The 21130-nt window shown below is 69.5% G+C and carries 20 protein-coding genes; 12 read left to right on the plus strand and 8 right to left on the minus strand.

Annotation, left to right across the window (positions count from 1 at the left end; all coding sequences use genetic code 11):
* The 6 genes from D893_RS09920 to def are packed head-to-tail and all read right to left on the minus strand — an operon-like array spanning position 1 to position 6988.
* Entirely contained in the window at positions 1-1383 is a 1383-nt protein-coding gene (locus tag D893_RS09920) for a sigma-54 dependent transcriptional regulator (protein ID WP_110619695.1), read from the minus strand.
* A complete protein-coding gene (locus tag D893_RS09925) occupies positions 1380-3608 on the minus strand; it encodes an ATP-binding protein (RefSeq protein WP_110619696.1) in 2229 nt (742 codons plus the stop codon). The genes D893_RS09920 and D893_RS09925 overlap by 4 nt, the downstream gene beginning before the upstream one ends.
* Positions 3593-4138, minus strand: coding sequence for a DUF4390 domain-containing protein (locus tag D893_RS09930; protein ID WP_110619697.1), 546 nt, complete (start codon positions 4136-4138; stop codon positions 3593-3595). Before D893_RS09930 ends, D893_RS09925 begins: the two co-directional genes overlap by 16 nt.
* A complete protein-coding gene (rsmB, locus tag D893_RS09935; protein ID WP_110619698.1) occupies positions 4138-5463 on the minus strand; it encodes a 16S rRNA (cytosine(967)-C(5))-methyltransferase RsmB in 1326 nt (441 codons plus the stop codon). The genes D893_RS09930 and rsmB overlap by 1 nt, the downstream gene beginning before the upstream one ends.
* Positions 5463-6455: a methionyl-tRNA formyltransferase gene (gene fmt, locus D893_RS09940; RefSeq protein ID WP_110619699.1), complete on the minus strand. Its 993-nt coding sequence runs from the start codon at positions 6453-6455 to the stop codon at positions 5463-5465. The genes rsmB and fmt overlap by 1 nt, the downstream gene beginning before the upstream one ends.
* Positions 6455-6988, minus strand: coding sequence for a peptide deformylase (gene def / locus D893_RS09945; protein WP_110619700.1), 534 nt, complete (start codon positions 6986-6988; stop codon positions 6455-6457). Before def ends, fmt begins: the two co-directional genes overlap by 1 nt.
* Before the next feature lie 138 nt (positions 6989-7126).
* Between def and D893_RS09950 the strand changes: the two genes are divergently transcribed.
* The 9 genes from D893_RS09950 to ubiA are packed head-to-tail and all read left to right on the plus strand — an operon-like array spanning position 7127 to position 16969.
* Positions 7127-8293: a LysM domain-containing protein gene (locus tag D893_RS09950; protein ID WP_018946674.1), complete on the plus strand. Its 1167-nt coding sequence runs from the start codon at positions 7127-7129 to the stop codon at positions 8291-8293.
* Positions 8294-8320: 27 nt separating this feature from the next.
* The gene (dprA, locus tag D893_RS09955; protein WP_110619701.1) at positions 8321-9469 is read left to right on the plus strand and encodes a DNA-processing protein DprA; all 1149 of its coding nucleotides are present in this window, start codon (positions 8321-8323) and stop codon (positions 9467-9469) included.
* Positions 9466-9951 carry a DUF494 domain-containing protein gene (locus D893_RS09960; protein ID WP_110619702.1) on the plus strand — a complete coding sequence of 162 codons (486 nt, stop codon included), beginning with the start codon at positions 9466-9468 and terminating at the stop codon, positions 9949-9951. Before dprA ends, D893_RS09960 begins: the two co-directional genes overlap by 4 nt.
* A 57-nt stretch (positions 9952-10008) precedes the next feature.
* On the plus strand, positions 10009-12657 hold the full coding sequence (locus tag D893_RS09965; protein WP_110619703.1) for a DNA topoisomerase I: 2649 nt from the start codon (positions 10009-10011) through the stop codon (positions 12655-12657).
* A 31-nt stretch (positions 12658-12688) separates the two neighbouring features.
* On the plus strand, positions 12689-13258 hold the full coding sequence (locus tag D893_RS09970) for a Sua5/YciO/YrdC/YwlC family protein (RefSeq protein ID WP_024329308.1): 570 nt from the start codon (positions 12689-12691) through the stop codon (positions 13256-13258).
* 11 nt (positions 13259-13269) lie between these two features.
* Complete coding sequence (hemF, locus tag D893_RS09975) at positions 13270-14199, plus strand: oxygen-dependent coproporphyrinogen oxidase (RefSeq protein ID WP_077243596.1); 930 nt, start codon at positions 13270-13272, stop codon at positions 14197-14199.
* Between the two features lie 26 nt (positions 14200-14225).
* Complete coding sequence (gene hemB, locus D893_RS09980; protein WP_110619704.1) at positions 14226-15242, plus strand: porphobilinogen synthase; 1017 nt, start codon at positions 14226-14228, stop codon at positions 15240-15242.
* On the plus strand, positions 15239-16081 hold the full coding sequence (gene aroE, locus D893_RS09985) for a shikimate dehydrogenase (protein ID WP_110619705.1): 843 nt from the start codon (positions 15239-15241) through the stop codon (positions 16079-16081). Before hemB ends, aroE begins: the two co-directional genes overlap by 4 nt.
* A gap of 12 nt (positions 16082-16093) precedes the next feature.
* Positions 16094-16969, plus strand: a complete 876-nt coding sequence (gene ubiA, locus D893_RS09990) for a 4-hydroxybenzoate octaprenyltransferase (protein WP_110619706.1) — start codon at positions 16094-16096, stop codon at positions 16967-16969.
* Between the two features lie 31 nt (positions 16970-17000).
* Here ubiA and D893_RS09995 read toward each other — a convergent pair whose 3' ends face one another.
* Positions 17001-17711 (minus strand): ComF family protein, encoded by a 711-nt coding sequence (locus tag D893_RS09995; protein ID WP_110619707.1) that lies wholly within the window; start codon positions 17709-17711, stop codon positions 17001-17003.
* A gap of 76 nt (positions 17712-17787) precedes the next feature.
* Here D893_RS09995 and D893_RS10000 point away from each other — a divergent pair, with 76 nt between their 5' ends.
* The 3 genes from D893_RS10000 to bioF all read left to right on the plus strand — a co-directional run bounded on the left by D893_RS10000 (position 17788) and on the right by bioF (position 20490).
* Complete coding sequence (locus tag D893_RS10000) at positions 17788-18246, plus strand: hypothetical protein (protein WP_110619708.1); 459 nt, start codon at positions 17788-17790, stop codon at positions 18244-18246.
* The gene (gene bioB / locus D893_RS10005; protein WP_110619709.1) at positions 18243-19241 is read left to right on the plus strand and encodes a biotin synthase BioB; all 999 of its coding nucleotides are present in this window, start codon (positions 18243-18245) and stop codon (positions 19239-19241) included. The genes D893_RS10000 and bioB overlap by 4 nt, the downstream gene beginning before the upstream one ends.
* 64 nt (positions 19242-19305) lie before the next feature.
* Complete coding sequence (gene bioF / locus D893_RS10010) at positions 19306-20490, plus strand: 8-amino-7-oxononanoate synthase (RefSeq protein ID WP_110619710.1); 1185 nt, start codon at positions 19306-19308, stop codon at positions 20488-20490.
* A 6-nt stretch (positions 20491-20496) separates the two neighbouring features.
* Here bioF and D893_RS10015 read toward each other — a convergent pair whose 3' ends face one another.
* A complete protein-coding gene (locus tag D893_RS10015; RefSeq protein ID WP_246863910.1) occupies positions 20497-20844 on the minus strand; it encodes a VapC toxin family PIN domain ribonuclease in 348 nt (115 codons plus the stop codon).
* Positions 20845-21130: the final 286 nt, after the last annotated feature.

Here is a 21130-nt window from a genome sequence, read left to right on the forward strand (position 1 = left end):
TCAGCCGTCGGATTTCACGCGGCGCGGATCGATACCCAGCGCCTTGAATTTGCGGTAAAGATGGGTCCGCTCCAGACCGACCCGCTCGGCCAGTCGGGTCATGTTGCCCTCGGAGCGTTCCAGCTGCTGCATCAGGTATTCCCGTTCGAACTGTTCGCGCGCCTCGCGCAGGGGCAGGTCGGGGATGGTCACCACCCCCTCGGCGCTCTCCTCTTCCACCCGCCGCGACTGCCCCGACAGGGTGCGGTCCACCTCGTCACGGGTGATCTCGTCGCCGGAGCCCAGGATCATCAGGCGCTGGACCAGGTTGCGCAGTTCGCGCACGTTCCCCGGCCACGGGTACTGCTGCAGGCACTCCAGGGCCGGGCGCTGGAACGTGCGCTGCGGCAGGCCCTCCTGCTGATGCAGCTGGCGCATATGGTAGTCCAGCAGTTCGGGGATGTCCTCGGCGTGCTCGCGCAGCGGCGGCACGTTCAGCGGCAGGACGTTGAGGCGGTAATAGAGATCCTCGCGGAACAGCCCCTGCTCCACCGCCTCGCCCAGATCGTGCTGGGTGGCCGCCACCACGCGCACGTTCACGCTGATCGGCTGGTCCCCGCCGATGCGCGTGATGCGCCCGGTGTCCAGCGCATGCAGCAGACGCGCCTGAGTCTGCAGGTCCATCTCCGCAACCTCGTCGAGGTACAGCACCCCGCCGGAGGCCTGCTCCAGCAGGCCATAGCGCACCCGCTCGCCCTGCTCGCTGCCGAACAGCTCGGCCACCGCCTCGTCGCCCGACATCGAGCCCACCGAGACCACGATGAACGGGCTTTCGCGCCGCGCGCTGCGGGCGTGCAACATGCGCGCGAAGGTCTGCTTGCCGGCCCCCGGCTCGCCGGTGATCAGCACCCAGGTATCGTGCTGGGCCATGCGCTGCACCTGGTCGCGCAGGTTCACCATCACCGCGCTGCTGCCCACCGGGTCCGCCACCGGGGCCACCTGGCGCCGCAGGCCGGTGTTTTCCCGCTGCAGGCGCGCGGCCTCCAGCGCGTTGTTCAGGGTGATCAGCAGCTTGTCGATGGTCAGCGGCTTTTCGATGAAGTCGTAGGCGCCCAGGCGGGTCGCATCCACCGCGCTTTCGACATTGCCGTGGCCGGAGATCATCACCACCGGGCACATCGCTCCCTCGTCCTCCTGCCATTCCTTGAGCAGGGAGACCCCGTCGCCGTCGGGCATCCATACGTCCAGCAGGATGGCGTCCGGCCGCCGACTGCGCCGCTGTGCCTTGGCCTCGGCCACCGAGCCCGCGAGCGCCACCTGGTAGCCCTCGTCCTCCAGCACGTCGCGCAGCAGCATGCGGATGTCGGGCTCGTCGTCGACCACGAGAATGTAGGCGTCGCTCATTGCGGCTGTTCCTCCTCGGCAGCGGACGCCCCGGACGGGCCGCCCTCGTCCACCGGGATGCGGATCACGAAGACCGCGCCGCCCGCCCCGGAATCATCATTATGGCACTCGATGATACCCCCGTGCTCCTCGACGATCTTCTGCGCCACCGCCAGTCCAAGCCCGGTTCCACGCGGCTTGTGCGTCGTGTAGGGCTCGAAGATGCGCTCCAGCAGCTCCGGCCGGATCCCGGGACCGTTATCCCGGACACGCAGTTCGATCCAGTTTCCGGAGGCGCTTTCGACATGGTCGGTGGAGACGTACACCTCCAGGTCGTCGCCGCGCTCCTGCTCCTCGGCCGCCTCCATGGCGTTACGAACCAGGTTGTGCAGCAACTGACGCAGGCGACCGCCGTCGGCACGGATCAGCGGCATTCCCTCGCCCAGATCCAGATGCACCCGCGAGCTGCCGTCCGCGCCCAGATACAGCTCGGAGACGTCGCGCACCAGCTGGTTCACGTCGGTGTGGCCGAGTTCCAGTTTGGGCGCCTGGGCGTAGTCGCGGAAGGCGTTGACCAGGGTCTTCATCGCCTCCACCTGCTGGATGATGGTGCCAGTGGCGCGTTCCAGTACCTCGTGGTCGGCCCCCTCCAGCACCCGGCCCAGCCGGCGCGAGAGACGTTCGGCGGACAGCTGGATGGGCGTCAACGGGTTCTTGATCTCGTGGGCCAGGCGCCGCGCCACCTCGCCCCAGGCCGCATCGCGCTGGGCCTTCAGGAACTCCGTCATGTCATCGAACACGATCGCGTGCAGCCCGCGCCCCGAGCCCGGGGTCGGCAGCCAGACCGCGCGCGTCATCAGCACCTTGCGCCCGCTGCGGGTGAACACCACCACCTGGCGCGACCATTCCGCCTCGTGCCCGGCCAGCGGATCGCGGATGGCCTCGAAGAACTGGTGCACCAGCGGGCACTCGCGGCCAACCTCGGCGATATCGCGGGTGCGCGCGCCCGGCAGGTCGCATTCGAGGATCTGGCCGGCGGCGTCGTTGGCGGTGCGCAGGCGCAGGCTGCCGTCCAACGCCAGCACGCCCGAACGCAGGTGCTTGAGCACGCTCTCGAGATAGGCCCGCTCGGCATCCAGCAGCCGGCGGTTGCGCTCGGCCTCGTTGCGCGCCTCACTGAGGGTGCGGGTCATCGCGTTGAACGACTGCACCAGGAAACCCAGTTCGTCCGCCCGCCGCACCTCCAGCCGGGTGTTGTAGTCCCCGGCGGCGACCATGCGCGTGCCCTGCACCAGATCGGACACCGGCTGCACCAGCCGCCGCGCGACCACCAGCCCGGCCCACAGCGCGGCCATCAGCGAAATCGCCAGCGCCAGCGACATGGTGAAGATGAAGCCCTGGGTGATCGGCCCGCGCAGATAGGCGAACTCGCGGTAATCGGCGAACGCGTCCTGCACCCGCAGGGACAGGGCGCTCATGCGCGGATCCACGGGGTACACGGCCTGCAGGATGCGGTTGTCGGTGCCGGGTCGGCGCGAGGCCGTGGTCGCCACCACACGGATCACCAGCTGGTCATCGGGGCGCGGCTCCAGACGCGAGTAGGGCTGGCCCGGCCGCACGCGCATCAGGATGTCGGAGCTTGGCGGTGACGGCAGCTGGCGGATGGGGCTGTCGGTGCTCGACGCGATGATGCGGTTGTTGGCGCCCACCAGGGTCAGCTCCTGGGCCCCCAGACTGCGCCGGTAATCGTTGAGGGTCAGCCCCATCAGGCCCTCGGAGACACCTTCCAGGTCTTCCATGATCTCCTGGGTCTCCTCGGCCAGCTGCCGCACGCGCAGGTCCAGCGAGGAGCGCGACAGCTCCAGCGCGTCTTCCAGCGCCGAATCCACGCGCACGTCGAACCACGAGTCCACGCCTTCGCTGAGGAATTCGTAGGAGAAGTAGTACACCACCGAGACCGGCAGCACCGCGACCAGCATGAACCCGCCGACCAGGCGCAGGGTCAGGCGGCTGCCCGGCACCCCGTGGCGGTACTGCCAGAACATGCGCACCACCTGATAGATGATCAGGCCGGCCAGCACGATCAGCACCCCGGCGTGGAACACCAGCAGCCAGATGAACAGCTGTTCGAAACGCGCCTGGTGCTGGGCCGCGTCCCCCATCACCAGCAGCGAGGCCAGCAGGAGGACGAACAGCAGGATCATCCCCAGCAGCCCCCAGGGCAGGCTCTTCAGTCGAGAGACCATCCGTACCACTCCTGACGGGCCGTGAGTTCGCCGCGCAGGCCGGCGTCCAGCTGCAACGGCAGCGGCAGTGCGGTGTAGTCCAGCGACAGCCGGGCGTTCAGGCGGTAGTCACCCGGGGCCTCGCGCAGCGCCTCGGGGACGTCCTCCAGCCGGATCCGCCCCAGACGGCGGGCGCTCTGCTCCAGAGCATCCCCCAGGGTGGGGCGCAGCTCCATGCGCTCGCCATCCCGCGAGGTCACCAGATAATGCCGGTTGAGGGGGTAGTAGCGCAGCTGCACGCGGTTCTCCGCGCGTACCAGCGGTCTCCCCGGCAGCATGCGGTCGGGCTCCGCCTGCGCCTCCAGCCGAAACCCCAGGATCACGCCGTTCTCCAGCGCGTCCACCAGGACTTCGGGCAGGTTCATGTGCAGATCCAGGCGCGCCAGCAGCGTGGTGTCATCCAGCCACAGGTGGCTGGCGTCGCGGATCTCGAGTGCCGGGGCCACCCCCGGCACCAGCAGCAGCACCAGCAGCCACGGGATCCGCGGCATCAGTCGCCGACCTTCTCCAGCAGGGCATAGTAGAAGCCGTCGCCTCCGGCCAGCCCCGGCGGGATGGAAACCCCGATGGATCGGGGCGACGCCCCGGGAATCGGGCCTTCCGGCCCCGCTTCCATGACGCGCGCATCGTCGGTCGCGTCCGCGAACGGCGTCACCACCGCCTGATTTTCCGCGTCCAGAAGGGAACAGGTCGCATACAGCAGGCGTCCGCCCGGACGCAGCAGGTCCCAGGCCGCGCGCAGCAGACGGGCCTGTTCGGCGGCCAGACGCGGGATGTCATCGGCCCGGCGCAGGGTCTTGATGTCCGGATGCCGGCGGATCACGCCGGTGGCGGAACAGGGCACGTCCAGCAGGATCGCGTCGAACGGCTCCCCGTTCCACCAGGTGTCGGTGTCGCCCAGGTCCGCCGCGGTCAACGTCGCATCCAGCTGCAGCCGGTCGAGGTTCTCGCGCACCTGTTCCAGGCGCGTGGCGTCGTTGTCCAGGGCCACCAGGTCCAGCTCGCCGTCGGCGCGTTCCAGCAGATGCCCGGTCTTGCCGCCGGGGGCGGCACAGGCATCCAGCACCCGCTCGCCCGGGCGCGGCGCCAGCAGATGCGCGGCCCACTGCGCGGAGACATCCTGAACCGACAGCCGGCCGTCACCGAACCCCGGCAACGCGGTCACGTCGGTGGCCGCCTCGAGCGTCAGCGCGCCCTCGGGGGCGTCGTGCAGCCGCGCCTCGAAGCCCGCCTCGCGCAGCGCCGCCAGCGCATCGGCCGGGCTCCAGCGACGGGTATTGACCCGCAGGGTCAGCGGGGCCTCGCGCAGCAACTCGCCCAGCACGGCCTCCGCGCGCTCGGGCCACGCGGCCTCGATCGCCTCGATCAGCCACGCCGGGCAGGCATGCCGCAACACCGGGTCCTCGGCGATGCGGGCCTCCAGCGCATCGGTCTCGCGCAATGCCCGACGCAGGATCGCGTTGATCAGCCCCACGGCCCCGGGCCGATGGATGCGACGCGCGGTCTCGGCGGTCTCGCGCACCGCCGCGTGATCGCGGGTGGAGAAATGCAGGATCTCCGCCAGGCCCTGGGCCAGCAGCACGCCGATCACGCCGTCCTTGCGCCGCAGCGGCCGGTCCAGGCTTTCGCGCACCAGCACCTCCAGCTGCGGATACCAGCGCAGGGTGGTGTAAACCAGTGCACGGGTCCAGGCCGCCTCGCGCGCCGGGAGATCCGCCACCGCGGGTTCGAGCACGCTGTTGAGCGAAGCCCCGTGCAGCACCACCTGCTCGGTGGCCTCCACGGCGCACTGGCGGGGAGAAAGCTGGCGGGCCATCAGGCGTCACCTCCGAGTCGCTGACCGGTCAGATCACCGGTATTGGCCCAGTCGGCGGCTCTCACCGGCCGCCGGCCGGGCAACTGCACGCGCTCCAGACGCAGGAGACCGTCGCCGGTAACGACGTCCACGCCCTCGCCGCCCGCGGCGACGATAGTGCCCGGCGCGGCATCGGCGGGCGTCATGGTCGCCGCTTGCGCCGCCTCAACGGGCCGGGCGGCATGGATGCGCAGGACCGCCTCGCCGTCCGGCATGCGGGTCCAGGCGACCGGCCAGGGGTCGAAGGCGCGCACGCGGCGGTCCAGCTCGCGGGTCGGCTGATCCCAGTCCAGTCGCGCCTCGTCCTTCTCGAGCTTGGCGGCATAGGTCGCCCGGGCGTCGTCCTGCGGCTCGGGCACCGACTCGCCACGCGCGATCGCCGGCAGGCGCTCCACCAGCAGTTCCGCCCCCATCCGCGCGAGGGCGTCGTGGACCTCGCCGGTGGTCACACGCGGCCCCAGCGGCAGGCGCCAGCAGGCGTGCACCGGGCCGGTATCCAGCCCCGGGGCCATCTGCATCAGGCACACGCCGGTCTCGTCGTCGCCGGCGAGGATCGCGCGATGGATGGGTGCCGCCCCGCGCCAGCGCGGCAACAGCGAGGCGTGGATGTTCACCCCGCCCAGAGGCGGGATCTCCAGCACCGCGCGCGGCAGGATCAGCCCGTAGGCCGCGACCACCAGCAGGTCCGGCTGCCATTCGGCCAGCCACGCCCGCGCCTGCGGATCCCGCAGCGATTCCGGCTGCTCCACCGGGATCCCGGCGGCCATCGCGGCCTGCTTCACCGGCCCCGGACGCAGCTTGCGGCCGCGGCCGGCGGGACGGTCCGGCTGGGTATAGACCGCGACCGGCGGATGACCCGCCGCGATCAGGGCCTCCAGCGCGGGAACCGCGAAGTCGGGGGTTCCCGCGTACACGATGCGCGGCGCCGGGGCGTCCCTGTCGGCAGCCGCCATCAGACCGCGGGCACCGCGGCCTTGCCGGACCCGCCGGCGCGCGCGCCCTGCTTCTCCAGCTTCTTGCGGATACGGCCACGCTTGAGACTGGACAGGTAGTCCACGAACAGCTTGCCGTCGAGATGATCGATCTCGTGCTGGATGCACACCGCCAGCAGCCCTTCGGCCTCGGCCTCGAACGGCTGGCCGTCGCGGCTCAGCGCGCGGAAGCGGATCCAGTCCGCGCGCCGCACCTTCTCGTAATAACCGGGCACCGACAGGCAGCCCTCGTCCATCTCTTCCTCGCCCCGGGTCTCGAGGATCTCCGGATTGATCAGGGCCCGGGGCTGGCTCTGGTCCTCGGAGACGTCGGCCACCAGGACACGCTTGTGGACGTTCACCTGCACCGCCGCCAGGCCGATGCCCGGTGCCGCGTACATGGTCTCGAACATGTCGTCCACCAGTGTGCGGATGGAGTCATCCACCTCGGTGACCGGTTCGGCCTTCTGCCGCAACCGGGGATCGGGAAAGTGGAGAATTTCTCGCTTCGCCATGAAAAACCTCAATCTTTGTGCTGTACAGTCCCGTCAATTCTGCTAACGTTGGACCGCATCATCCGCCGAAGCGTCACCGAATTCGGACCGGGCCACAGGATGGCCCCGGGGAGTGCGGACCTGACAGGGGAAATCATGATGTTGAAAACCAGAGCGACCACGACCTCTTTCGTGCTGCCGGGCGTACTGTTCAGTGTAACGCTGTTTCTGGGGGGCTGCGCGGCCACCGGAGACACCGACACCGGCAGCGGCACGGAAGATCCCGAGAACCGGACTGCCGAAACCGCCACCCCGGACAACGGGGAACGCCAGGAGGCCAGCGGCTCCGCCACCGAGGAAACCCCGGAGATCCGGGACTCGGCGCCGGAGCGCTACGTCGTCAAGAAGGGCGACACCCTCTGGGACATCTCCGCAATGTACCTCGACGAACCCTGGTACTGGCCGGAGATCTGGGCGGTGAATCCGGAGATCGAGAACCCGCACCTGATCTATCCGGGCGATGTCCTGAGCATCCACTACGTGGACGGCGAACCGCGCATCACGGTCGACGGCGGCCCGCGCGTGCGGCCGACCAAGCGCCTCTCGCCGGAGGTCCGCGTGGAGGAGCTCGACGACGACACCCCGCCGATCTCCACGCTGCAGTCGTTCATGTTCCAGCCGCAGGTCCTCGACGAGGAGACCCTGGAACAGGCGCCCTACATCGTGGCCGCGGACGACGATCGCGTGATCTACGGCCCGGGCGACCGGGTTTATGTCCGCAATGCCGAGGACACGGAAGAATACGAGATCTACCACATCGTCCGGCGCGACGAGATGCTGCTGGATCCGGACACCGGCGAGGAACTGGGCGTCGCCACCATCCCGGTGGGTGAAGCCGAGATCGTCGAACCCGGGCACGTGGCGCGTGCCAACATCCGCCGTGGCGAACGCGAGACCATCCGCGGCGACCGCCTGGTTCCGTTCGCGGAAGAACAGGACTTGCTGTTCGAGATCGGCCGCCCGCCGGAAGACATCGACGGCCAGGTCATCAAGCTGTTCGATGCGATCAGCCAGATCGGCCGCTACCAGGCCGCGGTGATCAACCGCGGCGAGCGCGACGGCATCGAGAACGGCCACGTGTTCGCCGCCTACACCGCCGGCCGGACGGTCCGCGATCCGATCGCCGGGACCAACGAGTCCGTGGACCTGCCCGAAGAACGGGTCGGCGAGGTGATGGTCTTCAAGACCTTCGAGAAGGTCTCCTACGTGCTGGTGACCGAATCCGAGCGCACGCTGCGCGAGGGGTACACCGTCCGCCATCCGTAAGCCATGACCACCAGGGCGGATTCCGCGATGGAACGCGAGTCCCGCAACGACGCAGCCACGGCCGGGGTCGACCCCGGGCCGTGGCTGCGTCTTTTGCATACCCCCGGACTGGGGCCACGGCGCATCCAGCGCCTGCTGGAGGCCTTCGGCTCGCCACAGGCCGCGCTGGCCGCGCCCGCCCGGCAGTGGAGGGACGCCGACGTCGGCGTGGCCCCGCCGGAAAACCCCGACGATGACCACCCCGGCGTGGCGGCCGACCTGGCCTGGGAGCGCGCGGACGCGCGTCACCGCATCCTGTGTCGCGACGACCCCGACTATCCGCCGCTGCTGACGCAACTGCCCGACCCCCCGCCGGTGCTGTTCCTCAACGGCGACCCGGCCCTGCTGACCGCACCGCAGGTGGCCATCATCGGCAGCCGCGACGCGACTCCGCAGGGACTCAAGCTGGCCCGCGAGTTCGCTTGCGAGCTGGCGAGCGCCGGGGTCACCATCACCTCGGGACTGGCGCGCGGGATCGACGGCGCCGCCCATCAGGGCGCACTGGACGCCCCGCAGGGGCGCACCACTGCCGTGGTCGCAACGGGCCCCGACCGCATCTATCCGGCCGCGCACCGGCGGCTGGGGCACCGCATCGCCGATCACGGCCTGATCGTGTCGCTGTGGCCGACCGGCACCCAGGCCCAGGCCGGACACTTCCCGCAGCGCAACCGCGTGATCAGCGGGCTCGCCCTCGCGACCCTGGTGGTGGAAGCGGGCGACAACAGCGGCTCGCTGATTACCGCGCGGCTCGCCGGAGAACAGGGCCGGCAGGTCTACGCCGTCCCGGGCTCGGTGTTCAGCCCGGTCAGCCGGGGCTGCCACCGGTTGATCCGCGAAGGGGCGCAACTGGTCGAGACCGCCGGCGAGATCCTCGACGACCTGGCCGACTGGCTGGGCGTCCCGCCCGCCCCGCAACCCCCGGGGCCGGCGCCCGCCGAGCCGGTGGATCCGGAGCACGAAAGGGTCCTGCAGGCGATGGGTTTCGACCCGGTGGACATGGAAACCCTGCGCAGCCGGACTCAATTGACCATCGACACGCTTTCATCCATTCTCGTTTTACTGGAACTCAATGGCCGCGTGGCCGCCCTCGATCACGGGCGCTATCAGCGCCTCGACGCAGGATCCCCCGAATCATGAACGAAAGCGTGCTGGACGTGCTCATGTATCTGTTCGAGCACACCCTCGACGAAGAATCCGAGGCCGAACCCGATCGCGGCGAGCTGCAGCGGCAGCTGGTCGAAGCCGGTTTTGCGTCCGGCGAGATCGAGCGCGCCCTGGGCTGGCTGGACCGGCTGATGAGCGAGGCCCCGCTGGCCAGCCGCGGCGGTGACAGCGCGGCCTGCCGCGTGTTCGCCCCCGAAGAACGCCAGCGCCTGAACATGGAAGGCCGCGGCTTCCTCCTCAATCTGGAGCAGAACGGTCTGCTCAGTGCCGGCACCCGCGAACTGGTGATGGACCGCGTCATGGAACTGGACGCCGAGGAGATCGACCTCGACCAGCTGCGCTGGGTGGTACTGATGGTGCTGTTCAACCAGCCGGACGACGCCGTCGCCTACTCCCGGCTCGACGAGGTCATGCGCGACCATATCGGCCCCACCGAGATGGATTATCTGCACTGACCCCGGCGTCACCGCCTCCCACGGAACCCGCCGCCACCGAGACGGTCCCGAGTCCCCATGAGCAAGCACCTCGTCATTGTTGAGTCCCCCGCCAAGGGGAAGACCATCGAGAAGTACCTCGGCCCCGAGTATCAGGTCATGGCCTCCTACGGCCATGTGCGCGATCTGGTGCCCAAGGAGGGGGCAGTGGACCCGGAGGACGGGTTCCGCATGCGCTACGACGTGATCGAGCGCAGCGAAAAGCAGATCGACGCGATCGCGAAGGCCCTGAAGAAGTCCGACGACCTGATCCTCGCGACTGACCCCGACCGCGAAGGCGAGGCGATCTCCTGGCACCTCTACGAGGTCCTGCGCGAACGCGGCCTGCTCGAGAGCCGCAACGTCTACCGCGTGGTGTTCCACGAGATCACGAAGAAGGCCATCCAGGAGGCGATCGAACAGCCGCGTGAACTCGCCCAGCCGCTGATCGACGCCCAGCAGGCGCGCCGCGCGCTGGACTACCTGGTCGGCTTCAACCTCTCGCCGCTGCTGTGGCGCAAGATCAAGCGCGGCCTGTCCGCCGGACGCGTGCAGAGCCCGGCGCTGCGCATGATCTGCGAGCGCGAGAACGAGATCGAGGCCTTCGTCCCGCAGGAATACTGGACGCTCGACGCGAAGGCCGAACGCGAGGGCCAGCCGTTCACCGCGCGGCTGACCCACCTGGACGGCAACAAGCTCCAGCAGTTCGACCTCAACAGCGCCGAGCTCGCCCACGATGCGCAGGGCCGCCTGAACGAGGCCGCGAACGGTGAACTGCGCGTGGCCAAGGTCGAGAAGAAACAGCGCCGCCGCAACCCGGCCGCGCCGTTCACCACCTCGACCCTGCAGCAGGAGGCCTCGCGCAAGCTGGGCTTCAATGCCAGCCGCACCATGCGCACCGCCCAGCAGCTGTACGAGGGCATCGACCTGGGCTCCGGCGCGGAAGGCCTGATCACCTACATGCGAACCGACTCGGTCGCGCTGGCCGGCGAGGCGATCGGCGAGGCCCGCGGCCTGATCGAAGAGCGCTACGGGGCCGACAACCTCCCGGACAGCCCGCGCCAGTACAAGACCAAGTCGAAGAACGCGCAGGAGGCCCACGAGGCGATCCGTCCGACGTCGGTGCGGCGCATCCCCGACGAGGTCCGCAACCGCCTGACCAGCGACCAGGCCCGGCTGTACGACCTGATCTGGAAGCGCACCGTGGCCTGCCAGATGATCCACGCGACCTTCGACACCGTGGCCGCCGATCTGGTCCCGGGCGACAGCGACCACCGCTTCCGCGCCACCGGCTCCACCCTGCGCCACGCCGGGTTCATCGCGGTCTATCAGGAGGGCCGCGACGACAGCGCGGACGACGACGAGGACAAGCGCCTGCCGGAGATGGCCGAGGGCGACACCGTCGCGCTGCACGAGGTCACCGCCGACCAGCACTTCACCGAGCCGCCGCCGCGCTACACCGAGGCCAGCCTGGTGAAGACCCTCGAGGAATACGGCATCGGCCGCCCGTCGACCTATGCCAGCATCATCTCGACCCTGCAGTCGCGCGAATACGTGGAGATGGACGGCAAGCGCTTCATCCCGACCGACACCGGCCGGATCGTGAACAGCTTCCTGACCCAGCATTTCGATCGCTACGTCGACTACGACTTCACCGCGAACCTGGAAGACGAGCTGGACGCGATCTCGCGCGGGGAAAAGGACTGGGTCCCGGTGCTGGAGGACTTCTGGGGCGATTTCCGCGACCGGGTCAAGGAAAAGGAAGAGAACGTCACCCGCGCCGAGGCGGTGCAGTCGCGCGAGCTGGGCACCGACCCGAAGAGCGGGCGGCCCGTCAGTGTGCGCCTGGGCCGTTTCGGGCCGATCGTGCAGATCGGCACCAAGGACGACGAGGAGAAGCCGCGCTTCGCCGGGCTGCTGCCCGGGCAGAAGATGGACAAGATCACCCTCGAGGAGGCACTGGAGCTGTTCAAGCTGCCGCGCGAGCTGGGCGAGACCCCCGAGGGCGAACCGGTGATGGTGAACATCGGGCGCTTCGGTCCGTACGTGAAGTACGGTTCCAGGTACGTCTCCCTGGGCCCGGACGACGACGTCTGGACCATCGAGCTGCCGCGCGCCCTGGAACTGGTGGCGGAGAAGAAGAAAAAGGACGCCGAACGCTTCATCAAGAGCTTCGACGAAGAAGGCATCCAGGTGCTGAACGGTCGCTACGGCCCCTATGTCACCGACGGCAACAAGAACGCCAAGGTGCCCAAGGAGACCGATCCCAAGTCGCTGACCCTGGAGCAGTGCCAGGAACTGATCGCCAATGCCCCCGAACGCAAGGGGCGCGGGCGCAAGGGCGGCAAGGCCGCGGCCAGCAAGTCGGGCGGCACGAAGAAGGCCTCCACGACCAGGTCGACCACTTCGAAATCCACCGCGTCGAAGTCAAAGTCCACGGGGTCGAAAGCATCAACCCAAAAAGGCACGAAGAGCTCGGGAACGAAATCCACGGGCTCAAAGGCCTCGGGTTCGAAGGCCTCGGGTTCGAAGTCCACCGGCACGAAATCGAGTGCATCGGGCAGCGGGAAATCCACCGGCAAGGCCACCAGCAAGAAATCGGGTGGCAAGGCCGGAAGCGACGGCGACTCCACGGAAAAATCCCCCAGCGACGAGACCGTTACCGCCAGCGGCCGTGGTTCCGACTGACGCGTCCACCCCCGGGCGGGGCACGACATCCATCGAGTCCGTGGCGCGCATCCTGCGCGCCGGTGGTGTGGTGGCCTACCCCACCGAGGGGGTGTTCGGCCTGGGCTGCCGGCCGGACGAGCCCGCCGCGGTGGAACGCATCCTCACCCTGAAGGGCCGCCCCGGCACCAAGGGCCTGATCCTGATCAGCGACCGCCTGGAGCGTCTTGTCGGGTGGCTGGCACCCCTGGATGCCGAGGCGCGCGCCCGGGTGGAGGCCAGCTGGCCGGGGCCAGTCACCTGGCTGTGGCCGGCCGCCCCCGAGTGTCCGGCCCTGCTGCGCGGCGAGCACGAGACCCTGGCGGTACGTGTGACCGCGCATCCTCCGGCCCGCGCACTGTGTGCAGCCGCCGAGAGCGCTCTGGTCTCCACCAGCGCCAATCCCGCCGGAGAGGCGCCCTGTACCGACTGGTCCTGCGTGGAACATCGCTTCGGCGACGGGGTGGATGCCATCCTGCAGGCCGCCTGCGGCGACCTCCCCGGCCCCACCGCCATCCGCGACGCGCGTACCGGCGCCTGGCTGCGCGGCGGCGCCGACCCCGAACCCGAACCGGACCATTGAGAGGAGCCGACATGGCCCGCGAAGACGACGTCTCCATCGATCGCGTAACCGAATACCTGCAGGGGCTGCAGGACCGCATCTGTGCCGGCATCGAGGAACTCGACGGCGAGGCCGGTTTCCACGAGGACGCCTGGGACCGCCCGGCCGGCGGCGGCGGGCGCACCCGGGTGCTGTCCGGCGGCGCGACCTTCGAGCAAGCCGGGGTCAACTTCTCGCACGTGATGGGCGACACCCTGCCGGCCTCGGCCACCGCCCACCGCCCGGAACTCGCCGGGCGCTCGTTCCAGGCCGCCGGGGTCTCGCTGGTGATCCACCCGCACAACCCCTATGTGCCCACCTCGCACGCCAACGTGCGCATCTTCGTCGCGGAGAAACCGGGCGAGGATCCGGTGTGGTGGTTCGGCGGCGGTTTCGACCTGACGCCCTACTACGGCTTCGACGAGGACTGCATCCACTGGCACCGCACCGCCGAGGCCGCCTGCCGTCCGTTCGGCGAGCACCTCTACCCCGAGCACAAGAAGTGGTGCGACGACTACTTCTTCCTCAAACACCGCGGGGAACCGCGCGGCATCGGCGGGCTGTTCTTCGACGACTTCAACGAGGGCGGCTTCGAACACGCCTTCGGCTACATGAAGAGCGTGGGGGACGCCTACCTCGAGGCCTATGCCCCCATCGTGCGCCGCCGCCGCGATCTCGAATGGGGCGAGCGTGAACGCCAGTTCCAGCTCTACCGCCGCGGGCGCTACGTGGAGTTCAATCTGGTCTACGACCGGGGTACCCTGTTCGGCCTGCAGTCCGGCGGGCGCACCGAGTCGATCCTGATGTCGCTGCCCCCGCTGGTGCGCTGGGAATACAACTACCGGCCGGAAGCCGGCACCCCGGAGGCCGAACTCTACGAGCGCTACCTGGTGCCCCGCGACTGGCTGGCCGAGGCTGACTGAGAAAACCCGATCGAGGACGCGCACATATGACCGCCCCCATCGCCCCCTATCCTGCCAGCCGTCCACGCCGCATGCGCCGGGATGCCTTCTCCCGGCGGCTGATGCGCGAGCATCGCCTGAGCGCCGACGACCTGATCCTGCCGGTGTTCGTGACCGAAGGCGAAGGGGTGCGCGAACCGGTGCCCTCGATGCCCGGCGTGGAGCGGGTCTCCATTGACCAGCTGCTGATCGACGCGGCCGCCGGCCACCGCCTGGGCATCCCGGCCCTGGCCCTGTTTCCGGTGGTCCCGGCGGAGAAGAAGAGCCTGGACGCCGCCGAGGCATGGAACCCGGAGGGCCTCGCCCAGCGCGCGGTGCGCGCGCTGAAGGCCGAGCTTCCGGATCTGGGCGTGATCACCGACGTCGCGCTGGATCCGTTCACCACCCACGGCCAGGACGGCATCATCGATGACGACGGCTATGTGGTGAACGACATCACCGTGGAGGCCCTGGTGCGTCAGGCGCGTTCGCATGCCGCGGCCGGCGCCGACGTGGTCGCGCCCTCGGACATGATGGACGGCCGCATCGGCGCCATCCGTAGCGCGCTGGAAGACGACGGCCAGGTCCACACGCGCATCCTCGCCTACTCGGCCAAGTACGCCTCGGCGTTCTACGGCCCGTTCCGCGACGCGGTGGGCTCGGCCGGCAACCTCGGCCGCGGCAGCAAGGAGACCTACCAGATGGATCCGGCCAACGGCGAGGAGGCAATCCACGAGGTGGCCGCCGATCTGGCAGAGGGCGCCGACATGGTGATGGTCAAGCCGGGCATGCCGTATCTCGACGTGGTCCACCGCCTCCGCGAGCGCTTTCAGCGCCCGACCTTCGTCTACCACGTCTCCGGCGAATACGCGATGCTCAAGGCCGCCGCCGAACGCGGCTGGCTGGACGAGCGCGCCTGCGTGCTGGAGGCCCTGACCGGCATGAAGCGCGCCGGGGCGGACGGCATCCTCACCTATTACGCCCGGGCGGCGGCCGAATGGCTGGCGGAGGACGCCACATCATGAGCCGTCCCGATCGCTACGCGGTGGTGGGCAACCCGATCCATCATTCCCTGTCGCCGCGCATCCACACCCTGTTCGCCGAGCAGACCGGGCAGGCGATGACCTACGAGGCGCGCCGCGGCACCCCGGGGCAGTTCGCCGAAGAGGTCGGCGGCTGGCTGGCCGGGGAGCTGCGTGGCGTGAACGTGACCGTGCCGTTCAAGGAGGATGCCTGCCAGCTTGCGGCCGTGCTCTCCGACCGGGCCCGCCGCGCCGGGGCCGCCAACACCCTGTGGACCGGCGACGACGGCCGCATCCATGGCGACAACACCGACGGCATCGGCCTGCTGCGCGACCTGGAAGACCGCCTCGGCTGCGAACTGAACGGTCGAAGCATCCTGATCCTGGGCGCCGGCGGCGCCACCCGCGGCATCCTGCAGCCGCTGCTGGAACGCCGGCCCGCCACGCTGATGATCGCCAACCGCACCCCGGCCCGGGCCGAGGGCCTCGCCCGCGACTTCGCCGATCTCGCCGGCGACACCCGCCTGGAGGCCTGCGCGCTGGACGCTTTGCCCGACGCCCCGTTCGATCTGATCCTCAACGCCACCGCCGCCGGGCTGTCCGAGGATGCCCTGGAGCTGCCCGCCGGTCTGGTCGGTCCGCGGACCACGGCCTACGACCTGGTCTACGGCCCGGCCGCCCTGCGCTTTCTCGACTGGGCCGAGGCGGCCGGCTGCGCGCTCAGCAGCGACGGTCTGGGCATGCTGGTGGAACAGGCCGCCGAGGCCTTCGCCATCTGGCGCGGGGTACACCCCGAAACCGGACCGGTACTGGCGACCCTGCGCCACGAAGCCGCCGACTGACCCGCCCCGGCCATGACCCCGCGCGAGCGCCTGTACGAGTACGCCCGCCTGACCCGGCTGGACCGGCCGGTGGGCATCTACCTGCTGCTGTGGCCGACGCTGTGGGCGTTGTGGATCGCCGCCGACGGCCTGCCACCCTGGCATCTGCTGTTCATCTTCGTCGCCGGGGTCACCCTGATGCGCTCGGCCGGCTGCGCGATCAACGACTATGCCGACCGCCATTTCGACGCCCATGTCACGCGCACCCGCGACCGCCCGCTGGCGATCGGCAGCATCACCCCGCGCGAGGCCCTGGCGGTGTTCGCGGCGCTGTGCCTGGTGGCCTTCGTGCTGGTGCTGTTCACCAACCCGTTGACCATCGCGTTCTCGGTGGTGGCGGTGCTGCTCGCGGGCACCTATCCGTTCTCCAAGCGTTTCCACCATTTCCCGCAGGTGCATCTGGGCGCGGCGTTCGCCTGGGCGGTGCCCATGGCCTTTACCGCGGTCAACAACGAACTGCCGCCGCCGGAGGCCTGGCTGCTGTTCGTGATCACCCTCGCATGGACCACGGTCTACGACACCTTCTACGGCATGGTCGACCGGGAGGACGACCTGAAGATCGGGGTGAAATCCACCGCCATCGCCTTCGGCGAGCTGGACCGCGCCATCACCGGGGCGCTTCAGGTAATGGTCTGGATCGGCCTGTTCCTGCTGGGACGCAACCTGGAGTTCGACGGGGTGTACATGGCCGGGCTGGCGGTGGTCGCCGCGCTGATGTTCTACCAGCAGTTCCTGATCGCCGAACGCGAGCCGGCCGACTGCCTGCGGGCGTTCAGGAACAATCATTATCTCGGCGCGGTGGTGATGCTGGCGATGATCGGCGACCACCTGTGGCGCGCGGCCGCCTGAGCCGCAAACCGCGCCCTGCGAACGACGCACCTCAGGCCCGCGCGAGCGTCAGCGCCTCCACCCGCGCCGCCCCCGCCGCATACAGGGCCTCCGCCAGTGCATCCAGCGTGGCCCCGGTGGTCGCCACGTCATCCACCAGCAGCACCCGGGCAGCCTCCGGGAATTCCGCACCGGGTCTCAGGGCAAAGGCACGAGCGACGTTGCGACGGCGTTCGCGCCGCCCCAGCCCCTGCTGCGACTCGGTGGCACTTACCCGGACCACCAGCCGCGACGCCAGCGGCACCTCCAGCCGGCGCGCCACCTGCTGCGCCAGCTCCAGCGCCTGATTGAAACCGCGCTCGCGGTAACGCTCGGGATGCAGCGGCACCGGGACCACACAATCCGGCCCCGGATCCGTGCCACGTTGTGCATCCGCCAGCTCGTCGGCCGCGCGCCGGGCCAGCTCCCGGAGCACGCGTGCCGCGGTCGCGTCATCGGCATGCTTGCGCGCGAGAATCAGGCGATCCAGCGGCCAGGTATAGCGCCACGGGGCATGCAGTGCCGCCAGCCGCGGCTCGCGATCCCGACACCGGGGACACGGACCCGCCACGGTGTCCGGCTCGCCACAGCGCGTACAGGGAGCCACCACCCGTTCCAGTTCCGCCAGACAGCCCGCGCACAGGGCATCGCCCGGACCAACGCCGGCCCCGCAAAGCCCGCAGGCCGACGGAAACGGCCCCTCCAGCCAGCGCCGTACCCGCATTCCCGCTTTCCCCGTCATCCATGAAGGGCCGCGTGCCATGATGCTAAACTCCGACCTTTTACCGGCAGGATAGCTCATGGAAACGAAGACCATCTCCGGACGCCGATCGCGGCGAGCGGCATCGCTGTTCGACATCGGGAACGTCATCGTCATCAGCGTGGCCGGTATCCCCCTGTTCCTCGTCGGCGGCGACGGGGTCGGCGTGGGGTTCATCATCGCGGCGATCGTCGGGATCGTCCCGCTGATCCTCTGGTTCGGGGGCTCCATGGTCGTCTATGCCCTGAACAAGCATCACCCCGACCCGCGCGTGGGGCACCACACCCAGTGGGCCGCCTACCGGCTGTACGCCCTGATGGGCGCGCTGATCGTAGTGGCAACCTTCTTCCCGCCCGACATCGACTACTATCGCGCCTACTGGGCCGTGGCCGCGGTGATCCTGCTGCCGTGGTCGCTGTATGCCCTCTACACCATCTATCGCGAGCCATGGTCGGACATCGATGTCCCGGCCGAGGCCGACCAGGAGCACCACCTATGAGCGAGCTGCGCCACGACTGGACCACCGAGGAAGTCGAAACCCTGCTGGATCTGCCGCTGAACGACCTGATCTTCCGCGCGCAGACCGCCCATCGGGAATATTTCGACCCCAACGCGGTGCAGGTCAGCACGCTGCTGTCGATCAAGACCGGGGCCTGCCCGGAGGACTGCGCCTACTGCCCGCAGAGCGCCCACCACGAGGTCGAACTGGAACGCGAGCGCCTGCTGCCAGTGGAGGAGGTCGTCGAGGCCGCGCGCAACGCCCGCGCCCAGGGCGCGACCCGCTTCTGCATGGGCGCGGCCTGGCGCAACCCCACCGACAAGAATCTCGAGCGCGTGATCGAGATGGTGCGCGCGGTCAAGGACGAGGGACTGGAGACCTGCATGACCCTCGGCATGCTGAAGGCGGAGCAGGCCCGGCGCCTGTCCGAAGCGGGGCTGGACTACTACAACCACAACCTCGACACCTCGCCGGAGTTCTACGGCCACATCATCTCCACCCGCACCTACCAGGACCGGCTGGAGACCCTGGAGCACGTGCGCGAGGCCGGCATGAACGTCTGCTGCGGCGGCATCCTCGGCATGGGCGAGACGCGCCATGACCGCGCGCGCATGCTGCAGCAGATGGCCAACCTGCCCAAGCACCCGGAATCGGTGCCGATCAACCAGCTGATCCAGGTCGAGGGCACCCCGCTGCAGGACGTGGAGAACATCGATCCGCTGGAGTTCGTGCGCAGCATCGCGGTCGCGCGCATCGTGATGCCCGCCTCCTACGTGCGCCTGTCCGCCGGGCGCACCGAGATGTCCGACGAGATGCAGGCCCTGTGCTTTCTCGCCGGCGCCAACTCGCTGTTCTATGGCGACACCCTGCTGACCACGCCGAACCCCGGCGAGAACCACGACCTCGCGCTGTTCGAGCGCCTGGGCCTGCAGCCGGAAACCGCCGACGGGCACACCGGCGAGGACGCCGCCGAACCCGCCGCGCGCAGCGCGTGAGGCCGGGCGTCCGCCCGGCACCCCGGGGCGGACGCCTCCCGCCTGCCAGCATCCCCGGCCGGGCATGAGCGACTCCCTGCAACGCTTCCTCCATAAGCGCCTCGAGACCGTCCGCGAGGCCGGACTGTGGCGCCGCCTGCGCACGCTGGACGGGCCACAAAAGCCGGAGCAGATCATCGACGGACAGCGCGTCGTCGCCTTCTGCTCCAACGACTATCTCGGCCTGGCCGCCGATCCGGCGGTCAGCGCGGCCGCCCGCGAGGCCCTGGACGCATACGCCACCGGCGCCGGGGCCGCCCACCTGATCAACGGCCACACCCGGGCCCATGCCGAGCTGGAACAGGCGCTGGCGCGTTTCACCGGGCGCGAGCGGGCACTGGTCTTCTCCACCGGCTACATGGCCAACCTGGCGCTGGTGCAGACGCTGGTCGGGCGCCACGACACGGTGTTCGAGGACCGCTGGAACCACGCCTCGCTGATCGACGCCGTGCGCCTGTCCGGCGCGCGCAGCCAGCGCTACCGCCACGCCGACCCCGAACATCTGCGCCAGCGTCTGGAGCGCGCGCCCGCCAACGGCCACCGGCTGATCGTCACCGACGGGGTCTTCTCCATGGACGGCGACATCGCGCCGCTGCCACAGCTGGCCGCGCTGGCCCGCGAGTTCGACGCCTGGCTGATGGTGGACGACGCCCACGGTTTCACGGTGCTGGGCGAGACCGGGGGCGGCAGCTGCCAGCATTTCGGCCTGGATGCCGGCGACGTACCGATCCTGATGGGCACCCTGGGCAAGGGCTTCGGCACCGCCGGGGCCTTCGTCGCCGGCAGTGAAGCGCTGATCGAGACCCTGATCCAGACCGCCCGCCCGTATATCTACACCACGGCGATGCCCGCCGCGCTGGCCGCCGCCACCCTGGCGTCCGTTCGCATCGCCGAGGCGGCCGGCGACCGCCGTGATCACCTGCGCGCCCTGATCCGGCGTCTGGGCGCCGGGCTGGATGCCCTGGGCCTGCCTCACCCGCCACCGGACACGCCCATCCAGCCGGTGATCCTGGGCGATGCGGCGCGCGCCACGGCCATCGCCGAGCGCCTGCGGCAGGCCGGCTTCCTGGTTCCCGCCATCCGCCCGCCCACGGTCCCCGAGGGCCAGGCCCGTCTGCGCATCACCCTGTCCGCGGCCCACAGCGAAGCCCGGGTCGACGCCCTGCTGGACGCACTCGAGCGCGCCCTCCATGCCAGCCCCGGAGGTTGAGCCTCGTCAGGCGCCGCGGGCAATCCCCAGGTCGGCGGCCGCACAATGCAGCCGTCGACCCCGGGTCCACAGACGCGTGCCCGGCGTCAGCAAGCCGGAAGCAAGCAGATGGGCATCGGCATACCCGATACCGCGACCCATCAATTCGCGGGCCTCGATGCACGCGAGCACCTCCTCGTCCGTTGCCCGGGTCGCGTGCGGAAGGTCGCCCAGCAGCCGCAGGATCTCGCCCCGGTTGCGCAGATTTCCGCATGCGAGCTCGCCGATCACGAAGACATGCACCAGCACCCGCGATTCATGGAGCAGAACCTCCAGTTCCGGCTCCCCCTCGCGCAGATGATCGATCCATACCAAGGGAAACACTGATCAATGTACACGCTCGCGCTCGAGTCGCTTTTGCGTGGGAACAAGGCGCGGCGACCGCCGTGCAGTCATTCTGCACAAGGGAGCCGCAACGCCGTGCGCGCGCAAAAGCGGCCGAGCCCCTGCATTCAATAACTTGTGGGGGTTGGCACCCCGGGTTCCCCGATCCTGCGTTGCGGCCCTTGCCGGTAGAACCACTACCGGCTGCGTACCGCGCCTTGTCTCGGAAAACCCGGGGTGCCAACGCGAGCGTGTACATTGATCAGTGTTTCCCTAG

Source organism: Thioalkalivibrio sp. ALE21, assembly GCF_003208255.1.
GTDB classification, from domain to species: Bacteria; Pseudomonadota; Gammaproteobacteria; order Ectothiorhodospirales; family Ectothiorhodospiraceae; genus Thioalkalivibrio; species Thioalkalivibrio halophilus.

Coding starts and splice junctions, on each gene's coding strand:
- D893_RS09920 (WP_110619695.1), bottom strand. CDS start 1,383: ATGAGCGACGCCTACATTCTCGTGGTCGACGACGAGCCCGACATCCGC.
- D893_RS09925 (WP_110619696.1), bottom strand. CDS start 3,608: ATGGTCTCTCGACTGAAGAGCCTGCCCTGGGGGCTGCTGGGGATGATC.
- D893_RS09930 (WP_110619697.1), bottom strand. CDS start 4,138: ATGCCGCGGATCCCGTGGCTGCTGGTGCTGCTGCTGGTGCCGGGGGTG.
- rsmB (WP_110619698.1), bottom strand. CDS start 5,463: ATGGCCCGCCAGCTTTCTCCCCGCCAGTGCGCCGTGGAGGCCACCGAG.
- fmt (WP_110619699.1), bottom strand. CDS start 6,455: ATGGCGGCTGCCGACAGGGACGCCCCGGCGCCGCGCATCGTGTACGCG.
- def (WP_110619700.1), bottom strand. CDS start 6,988: ATGGCGAAGCGAGAAATTCTCCACTTTCCCGATCCCCGGTTGCGGCAG.
- D893_RS09950 (WP_018946674.1), top strand. CDS start 7,127: ATGTTGAAAACCAGAGCGACCACGACCTCTTTCGTGCTGCCGGGCGTA.
- dprA (WP_110619701.1), top strand. CDS start 8,321: ATGGAACGCGAGTCCCGCAACGACGCAGCCACGGCCGGGGTCGACCCC.
- D893_RS09960 (WP_110619702.1), top strand. CDS start 9,466: ATGAACGAAAGCGTGCTGGACGTGCTCATGTATCTGTTCGAGCACACC.
- D893_RS09965 (WP_110619703.1), top strand. CDS start 10,009: ATGAGCAAGCACCTCGTCATTGTTGAGTCCCCCGCCAAGGGGAAGACC.
- hemF (WP_077243596.1), top strand. CDS start 13,270: ATGGCCCGCGAAGACGACGTCTCCATCGATCGCGTAACCGAATACCTG.
- hemB (WP_110619704.1), top strand. CDS start 14,226: ATGACCGCCCCCATCGCCCCCTATCCTGCCAGCCGTCCACGCCGCATG.
- aroE (WP_110619705.1), top strand. CDS start 15,239: ATGAGCCGTCCCGATCGCTACGCGGTGGTGGGCAACCCGATCCATCAT.
- ubiA (WP_110619706.1), top strand. CDS start 16,094: ATGACCCCGCGCGAGCGCCTGTACGAGTACGCCCGCCTGACCCGGCTG.
- D893_RS09995 (WP_110619707.1), bottom strand. CDS start 17,711: ATGCGGGTACGGCGCTGGCTGGAGGGGCCGTTTCCGTCGGCCTGCGGG.
- D893_RS10000 (WP_110619708.1), top strand. CDS start 17,788: ATGGAAACGAAGACCATCTCCGGACGCCGATCGCGGCGAGCGGCATCG.
- bioB (WP_110619709.1), top strand. CDS start 18,243: ATGAGCGAGCTGCGCCACGACTGGACCACCGAGGAAGTCGAAACCCTG.
- bioF (WP_110619710.1), top strand. CDS start 19,306: ATGAGCGACTCCCTGCAACGCTTCCTCCATAAGCGCCTCGAGACCGTC.